Raw genomic sequence first — 8,361 nt, forward strand, 5'->3', positions numbered from 1 at the left:
TCCAGAACACACAGGTGGTGTAGCAAAAGGCATCACACGATGTGTGATGCCTTTACCTATTTCTACTATATGATAAGCTTGTACGAATTATGTTTGCAACTTTTTATACTTTTAAGAAGCGACGAATTGACATTACACTTCCCCACATACCGATTAACGCACCGATTAACACTAATAAACCAGCTAATTGGAATACGAATGGGTTGTATGGTAGAAGCTCGAAAATTGTTCCGCCAAGTTTTTCATTAAACACACCTTGCAATGAATTATATATAACTAAAATTAGGCCAATTGGAATAATTGATCCTAATACTCCTAGGAATAATCCCTCTAACAAGAACGGCCAACGAATAAACCAGTTTGTTGCACCAACAAGTTTCATAATTTCAATCTCAGTACTACGAGCATAAATTGTAATTTTAATTGTGTTAGAGATTAAGAACATCGCTGTGAATAGAAGACCAGCAATTAATGCAATCCCGATGTTACGACCAGTTTTTACAGTATCAAATAATTTTTCAACTTGACCTTTACCGTATTGAACATTACTTACAAACTGCATTTTCTCAATCTTTTTCGCAATCGCCGCTGTATCTGTTGGTTCTTTCGCCTTTACAACAAATACATCTTTCAGTGGGTTATCTTGCTCAAATAACTCGAACGTTTTTCCACTATCGCCTAAGCTTTTAATTAAACGTTTCAACTCTTCTTCTTTAGAAGAATACTTAATAGAATCTACTTTCGCAATTTTACTCATATCTTCTTCTAATTTCTTTTGATCAGCTTCTTTTGCTGCCGGATCAATATGCACACGAATTTCTACATCTTGCTCTACTTTCGTCGCAAAATGGTTCATATTCATAATCGCTGCCAAAAAGACGCCTACAAGTAATAACGTAACTGTTACTGCACTTACAGAAGCAAATGTCATCCATCCGTTACGGGATAGATTTTTCACACCTTCTCGCAAATGTCGACTAAGGGTTTTAGCCTTCATATCCGTATCCTCCCTCAATCTCGTCTCGAACAATTTTTCCGCCTTCAATTGCAATTACACGATGACGAATTGTATTTACGATATCTGCGTTATGTGTCGCCATAACAATCGTTGTACCACGCTCATTAATACGTTTAAAAATACTCATAATATCAAGCGCTGTTTCAATATCTAAGTTACCTGTTGGCTCATCAGCAATTACAACCTTTGGTCTATTTACAATCGCTCTTGCAATCGCCACACGTTGTTGCTCTCCGCCTGAAAGTTCGCTTGGAAGTGCATCTGCACGATCATCTAGACCTACAAGACCTAACACTTCTGTAACACGTTCACGAATCGCATCTGGTTCTTCTTCAATTACTTCTAAAGCAAACGCAACATTCTCATATACCGTTAATTTAGGTAGCAATTTAAAATCTTGGAAAATTACGCCTAATTGACGACGGAAATATGGAACATCTCTTTCTGCTAATGTTTCAATTACAAGTCCATTTACATTAATTGATCCTGTAGATGGCTTCTCTTCACGATACATCATTTTAATAAATGTAGATTTTCCGGCTCCACTCGGTCCAACTACGTATACGAATTCACCTTGTTTAATGTTAACTGTGAGACCAGCAATGGCTTTCATACCATTTGGGTACTCCTTATAAACATTCGTCATTTTTATCATTATTTATCACCCAATACTTAATGATTTTTTTCGAAATACTTTTCTGTACATTTGAAAATAAAAGAAAAACCTTTATTTTCGCTCGACCATTCTTGTTGAAGGTAGCTTCCATACATGCTTTTTATTAGCAACGCTACTCTATGTAACATATTTCATCAAAATTCTACAAACCCCATTGTAACATCAATCGGTTTCCAATTCGGATACAATTTTGTTACAGTTATGTTACATCCCAAGAAAAGGTAAACGAGCTCATGTAATTACTTAACTCGAAGCACTTTTCGGTCAAGTTATACAATCAGCTCGTTTATTAATTACGTTTCTTATTTATGCTCCGCTAACCATTCAGCTACTTTTTTCGCATCTTCACCTTGAATAAGTCCAGGTGACATTGAGCCGCGACCTTTTTTAATAATTTCTTCGATATCTGCAGCGTCATACTTACTGCCTACTTTTCTTAAATCAGGTCCAGTTGCTCCTGCTAAATCTTTCGCGTGACAACCAGCACAACTTCTTTGGAAAATTTGTTCTGCACTATCTGTACTTGCAGACTGATTCGAAGACTTACTCTCTTCTTTATTTCCACATGCTCCTAAAGCAAAAACGACTGATGTCCCCAGCGTAATAGCCAACAATTTCTTTTTCACTTCTATCGCTCCCCATTGTTGATATTCTTTTCATTCATAACTAGGCAATAGTTTTCATAACACATTCAATATTCATTATAAGCATTATCTTTATATAGAAAAACTAAGGTGTATTTCATATTTTTTACAAATATAGTGAGAAGCCTACTAAAATAAGCTTTCATAAATTGTTTCAATTCTGTGAACACCTTAAAAAGTTCTATAAAGAGCCTTTTTCTCCAAACCAAAAATGAGAAGCCCTATATAAAGCCCTACTCTATTACCGCTCTGTTTTACTATTCTCTACTTTTTACAAAACAATATACGGCATTGTATTCTACATGTAATCTCATCAAAAAGAGAAGTTGTCGCCTCCAACTTCTCTTCCTCTTTATTTCATCAATATAAATAAGATAAGCCTCTTTATATCCTCTTGGACCTCAGCATGTGCCAACAATTCTGTTGGCTTTTTCTCTTATTAAATACGAGAACGTAAATACGCATCAATAAACGGATTAATTTCCCCATCCATAACTGCTTGTACGTTACCAACTTCTGTATTTGTACGATGGTCTTTCACAAGAGAATACGGGTGGAATACGTAAGAACGGATTTGGCTGCCCCATCCAATTTCTTTTTGCTCTCCGCGAATCTCATCTAATTGTGCTTGTTGTTCTTCTAATTTCTTTTGATATAATTTCGCTTTCAGCATTTTCATCGCATGTTCACGGTTTTTAATTTGAGAACGCTCTGACTGACATGTTACAACCGTGTTTGTTGGTAGATGCGTTATACGAACTGCTGAATCTGTCGTATTAACGTGCTGTCCGCCTGCACCACTTGCACGATACGTATCTATTTTCAAATCTTCTGTACGCACTTCAATTTCAACTTCATCATTGAATTCAGGTACAACTTCACAAGATACGAACGATGTATGACGACGACCTGAAGAATCGAACGGTGAAATACGCACAAGACGATGTACACCTTTCTCCGCTTTCAAATAACCGTAAGCGTTATGACCTTTAATTAATAATGTAACACTCTTAATACCAGCTTCATCGCCCGGTAAGTAGTCAACCGTTTCTACTTTAAACCCACGTTTCTCAGCCCAGCGTGTGTACATACGTAATAACATAGAACCCCAGTCTTGTGACTCTGTTCCACCTGCACCTGGGTGTAATTCTAAAATAGCGTTATTTTTATCATAAGGATCGCTTAATAGTAACTGCAGCTCGTACTCATTCATTTCTTGAATTAAAGTTTTCACTTCAGATTCTAATTCTTCATGTAAATCTTCATCATACTCTTCTTTAAGTAGGTCATGCGTCATTTCTAAGTTTTCGAACGTCTCATCTAACTGACGGAACCTTCCAACCATATCTTTCAGCGCATTCGCTTCATTAATTACAGCTTGTGCGCCTTGTTGGTCATCCCAAAATCCAGCGCCCATCATCGTTTCTTCTAATTCTGCAATTTGTTTTTCCTTAGTAGGGAGGTCAAAGAGACCCCCTAAAAGCCGCTAATCTCTTAGCCATTTTTTCTAATTCTTGCCTAATTTCTACTAATTCCATTTCCTTCACCTCTATGTAATTGCTGTTACTTTCATATGAAAACAAGGGAAACTCTCTCCGCTTATTACAGAGAGAGTTTAAACCTTTTCATTATACATTTTTTGATGTAAAAGTTTGCAAAGCAGCCTGAACTACAGTTCCCTATTACTGCCCAATGCCACAACAGTTTTTATATTTCTTGCCACTACCGCATTTACATAAATCGTTGCGTCCCATTTGGTCACCTTTTACAACCGGTTTTTTCTTCGCGTCTTCGCCATCGCTTGATGGATGAACAGCTTCACCTTGAACAACTTCTTGGCGCTCTAAGTTTTGCTCAATTTCAGCTTTCATAATGTAACGAGAGATTTCCTCTTCAATAGAAGCGATCATCGACTCGAACATTGCGAATCCTTCCATTTGGTATTCACGAAGTGGATCGATTTGTCCGTAAGCACGTAAATGAATACCTTCACGAAGATGATCCATTGCATCGATATGATCTGTCCATTTCGTATCTACAACACGGAATACAACAACCTTTTCGAATTCACGCGTCTGCTCTTCAGGTAGAAGTTTCTCTCTTTCGTTATAACGCTCTACTAATTTCGCGATGATTGATTCGCTCATTTCTTCTGGAGCAAGACGACGTAACTCTTCTTCTTTTACATCTCCTTCTTCAAGAAGGTTTGTATTTAAGTAATCGACAAGACCTTTCATGTTCCAATCTTCTTCGATTTCTTCTTGCGTATGAAGTGCAACCGCACGTTCTATCGTAGATTTCATCATACCTTCAATAATGCTGCGTAAGTTCTCTGAATCCATTACTTCTTGACGCTGTTTATAAATTACTTCACGTTGTTGACGAAGTACATCGTCGTATTGCAATAGCTGCTTACGTGCATCATAGTTATTTCCTTCTACACGTTTTTGTGCAGATTCTACAGCACGAGAAACCATTTTACTTTCGATTGGCTGTGAATCATCCATACCAAGACGATCCATCATCGCTTTCATATTGTCAGCACCGAAGCGGCGCATTAGTTCATCTTCCATTGATAGGTAGAACTGTGTTACACCAGGGTCCCCTTGACGACCAGCACGACCACGTAACTGATTATCAATACGACGGCTTTCGTGACGTTCTGTACCGATAACTGCTAGGCCAACGTTTCTAATATCGTCGCCTAACTTAATATCCGTACCACGACCAGCCATATTCGTCGCAATTGTTACAGCGCCTTTCATACCAGCTTCTGCAATGATATCTGCTTCACGCGCATGGTTTTTTGCGTTTAAGATATTATGACGTACACCTTTACGTGTTAACATTTTTGAAATAAGCTCTGATGTTTCAATTGCAACTGTACCAACAAGAATAGGTTGCCCTTGCTTATGACGATTTACAATATCCTCAACAACTGCATTGAATTTACCTTCCATTGATTTGAAGATTAAATCAGCACGGTCATCACGAATAATATCTTTATTCGTTGGAATTACGATAACATTCATATTGTAAATACTACGGAATTCTTCTTCTTCCGTTTTCGCTGTACCAGTCATACCAGATAACTTTTCGTACATACGGAAGTAGTTCTGGAACGTAATTGTTGCAAGCGTCATACTTTCATTTTGAATTTCTACGCCTTCTTTTGCTTCAATAGCTTGGTGTAAACCTTCGCTATAACGACGACCTTTCATAAGACGACCAGTGAATTGGTCTACGATTACGATTTCGCCTTCTTGTACAACATAATCTGTATCACGGTGCATAACAACGTGTGCACGAAGCCCCTGATTAATATGGTGAAGAAGTGCTACATGTTTTAAATCAAATAAGTTTTCAATATGGAAAGCTTTCTCTGCTTTCGTAATACCATCTTCAGTTAACATTACATTTTTCGTTTTCACATCAAATGAATATTCTTTTTCATTTTCTAATGTACGAACGAATGCATTTGCAAACATGTATAGCTCTGTTGATTTTTGAGCTTGTCCAGAAATAATAAGCGGCGTACGTGCTTCATCGACTAAAATGGAATCGACTTCATCGATGATAGCAAAATTAAGTGGACGCTGAACGCACTGCTCTCTATATAACACCATGTTGTCACGTAAGTAATCGAATCCAAGCTCGTTATTTGTGCTATACGTAATATCAGCAGCATAAGCAGCTTTTTTCTCTTCACGTGACATACTATTTAAGTTAATCCCTACAGTTAGGCCAAGGAACTCATGAAGTTGTCCCATTTCATTTGCATCACGTTGTGCTAAGTATTCATTGACTGTAACAACGTGAACACCTTTTCCTGTTAATGCGTTTAAATATACAGGTAAAGTAGATGTTAACGTTTTACCTTCACCTGTTTTCATCTCAGAGATATTTCCTTCATGTAAGGCGATACCACCCATTAGCTGTACGCCATATGGACGCATTCCAAGAACACGATTTGCTGCTTCACGAACAACCGCAAAAGCTTCAGGAAGTAGGTCATCTACTGTCTCACCTTTTGTTAGACGTTCTTTAAATTCAATCGTCTTTCCTTTTAATTGTTCATCAGTTAGCGGCTTAATAGATGATTCTAATGCATCAATTTGCTCCACTGTCTTCTGCATACGTTTAATTTGGCGTTGGTTGACATCAAATACCTTTTTTAAAATACCGATCATAGGAAATACGCTCCTCTTTTATTAAAATAAAACTTCCGATTGCTTTCTTTTTCTCTTTACAATCAGTCGTTATAAAAATCAAATTTATGTTATGCCAATTTTTCTCCTAATTAAAAAAACTAAAATGTATAAACCTAATGATAATTGTAACACTTGTCTTGTAACTATGACAACAATCGTCCAAATGTCGAGCCGTAGATTTAGAAAAAGTTTTTATTTTATTTGTTCCAACAAACTAATATTTCAAATTCATATTACAAATTTCGTATTAAATCTAAGTAGTATTCTTTCAAGTTCTCTTTTAAAGAAGATGGCTCAATTATTTTTATAGTTTTACCAAAACTAGCTAGATACGAGATGATAAAGTTAATTTCAGCAGGCTCATAAGTTCCTATTAAATATGTATCTTCACATTCTTCCCATAATTTCATCGAAGGGTATTGTTGTTGCTTGAATATCTCTATCCCCCTCGCAGTAATTGAGCATTTAAATTGAATAGCTTGTTCAGTTGCCTTCCAAAGACTATGTGCGTTATGTATATTTATATTTTCCAAATCCAGACTATCCTGAGCACCTACCATTTCTAACGACCTAATACGATCACAGCGAAACACTCGATAAGCCGCTTTATCTAAATCGTAAGCCTGGCAATACCAATAACCTTTCATTGCATAAATCGAAATCGGCTGAATACGGCGCATTGTCGTTTGTTTCGGTGTTACATAGTTTACAGTTAAAGCCCTATTTTGAACAGCAGCTAACAAAATCTCTTCTAGATAACCACATTCATGTGCTTGTTCCAAATGAAAAAAGGACACTCTTTTTTGCAAGTTTTCAATTTGCTCACGCTGTTTTGACGAAACACTATCTAAAAATTTCTTATTAATGGAACGAAACGAGATTTGAAAGGGAATACTTACAAAACTACTTAGTGCTTGCATTGCAAAATAAAGCGCAAAAACTTCATGGTTTGTAAATGAAATCGGTGGTAATGCCATCGTTTTTATTAAACGATATCCTCCATACCGACCATACTCTGCAAAAAGGGGTACACCCATTTCCTCTAATGATGCAATATCACGTAAAGCTGTCCTTTTTGAAATTTGAAATTCATCCATTAAATCTTTCAATGTGAATATTTGTTTTTGATTAATAAAACGTAGCATCTGATTTAAACGTTCAACTTTTTTCATAAATTCTCCCTATAGGTGTCGTATGTTGGCACCTTATATTTGTATAGTAATAAGTGTAAACATATATAAAGGAGGCAATACAATGAACTTTGAAGTAATCCCTTTTTTATCATTAAATGGGCAAGGTGCTAAAGCAATTGCGTTTTACGAACAGTATTTAGGCGCAAAAGTTTTATTTAAAAAGAATTATAAAGAAATGAAAGAATTAGATCCGAATTTCACGTATAAAGAAAGCCAAGAACATTATATTACCCATTCTGTTTTACAAATTGGCACTAATAAAATTATGATTGCAGAACAGGCAGTGGATTCCACACGCCCTTGGCAATTAAGTAATAGCTCATCATTATGCATTCAATCTAAAGATTTCCAAACCATTGAAGCACTCTATCACAATCTAATTCAACATGATGAGGTTTATATTTTAACACCTTTTGAAAAAAACTCCTTCAGCCCGGGTTATGCCATTGTGCGAGATCCTTTTGGAATAGTAATACAATTGACCGTTACAAAACATGACTTCTAAATTTCATTACGAATAAGCCATTTAAATTTATATCAATATTACAAGATAGGAAGGCAAAAACATATAAAGTGAAACTTTAATCAGTGGGGATTTTGTTCATCCCCCACTGATTAT

Annotated in this window: 7 protein-coding genes; 1 reads left to right on the forward strand and 6 read right to left on the reverse strand. The window is 36.4% G+C overall.

Features of this window, described 5'->3' with window-relative positions; translation table 11 throughout:
* Nucleotides 1–103: 103 nt before the first annotated feature.
* The 6 genes from ftsX to V7038_RS14225 all read right to left on the reverse strand — a co-directional run bounded on the left by ftsX (nt 104) and on the right by V7038_RS14225 (nt 7,721).
* On the reverse strand, nt 104–997 hold the full coding sequence (gene ftsX / locus V7038_RS14200) for a permease-like cell division protein FtsX (RefSeq protein WP_002112857.1): 894 nt from the start codon (nt 995–997) through the stop codon (nt 104–106).
* Nucleotides 987–1,673: a cell division ATP-binding protein FtsE gene (ftsE, locus tag V7038_RS14205; protein ID WP_033714061.1), complete on the reverse strand. Its 687-nt coding sequence runs from the start codon at nt 1,671–1,673 to the stop codon at nt 987–989. The genes ftsX and ftsE overlap by 11 nt, the downstream gene beginning before the upstream one ends.
* A gap of 323 nt (nt 1,674–1,996) precedes the next feature.
* Entirely contained in the window at nt 1,997–2,320 is a 324-nt protein-coding gene (cccB, locus tag V7038_RS14210; protein WP_002034763.1) for a cytochrome c551, read from the reverse strand.
* 457 nt (nt 2,321–2,777) lie between these two features.
* Nucleotides 2,778–3,876, reverse strand: a protein-coding gene (gene prfB, locus V7038_RS14215) for a peptide chain release factor 2 (RefSeq protein WP_098988193.1) whose coding sequence is annotated in 2 segments (ribosomal slippage) — nt 2,778–3,803 and nt 3,805–3,876 — 1,098 coding nt in all. Because the reading frame shifts where the segments join, the coding sequence is not laid out codon by codon here.
* A 144-nt stretch (nt 3,877–4,020) separates the two neighbouring features.
* Nucleotides 4,021–6,528, reverse strand: a complete 2,508-nt coding sequence (gene secA / locus V7038_RS14220) for a preprotein translocase subunit SecA (protein WP_002112864.1) — start codon at nt 6,526–6,528, stop codon at nt 4,021–4,023.
* A gap of 254 nt (nt 6,529–6,782) precedes the next feature.
* A complete protein-coding gene (locus tag V7038_RS14225; RefSeq protein ID WP_070129171.1) occupies nt 6,783–7,721 on the reverse strand; it encodes a helix-turn-helix transcriptional regulator in 939 nt (312 codons plus the stop codon).
* A gap of 82 nt (nt 7,722–7,803) precedes the next feature.
* Between V7038_RS14225 and V7038_RS14230 the strand changes: the two genes are divergently transcribed.
* Complete coding sequence (locus tag V7038_RS14230; protein WP_070129172.1) at nt 7,804–8,247, forward strand: VOC family protein; 444 nt, start codon at nt 7,804–7,806, stop codon at nt 8,245–8,247.
* Nucleotides 8,248–8,361: the final 114 nt, after the last annotated feature.

This window comes from Bacillus sp. JJ783, assembly GCF_036963225.1.
Lineage (GTDB): Bacteria > Bacillota > Bacilli > Bacillales > Bacillaceae_G > Bacillus_A > Bacillus_A cereus_U.

Coding starts and splice junctions, on each gene's coding strand:
- secA (WP_002112864.1), bottom strand. CDS start 6,528: ATGATCGGTATTTTAAAAAAGGTATTTGATGTCAACCAACGCCAAATT.
- V7038_RS14230 (WP_070129172.1), top strand. CDS start 7,804: ATGAACTTTGAAGTAATCCCTTTTTTATCATTAAATGGGCAAGGTGCT.
- ftsE (WP_033714061.1), bottom strand. CDS start 1,673: ATGATAAAAATGACGAATGTTTATAAGGAGTACCCAAATGGTATGAAA.
- V7038_RS14225 (WP_070129171.1), bottom strand. CDS start 7,721: ATGAAAAAAGTTGAACGTTTAAATCAGATGCTACGTTTTATTAATCAA.
- ftsX (WP_002112857.1), bottom strand. CDS start 997: ATGAAGGCTAAAACCCTTAGTCGACATTTGCGAGAAGGTGTGAAAAAT.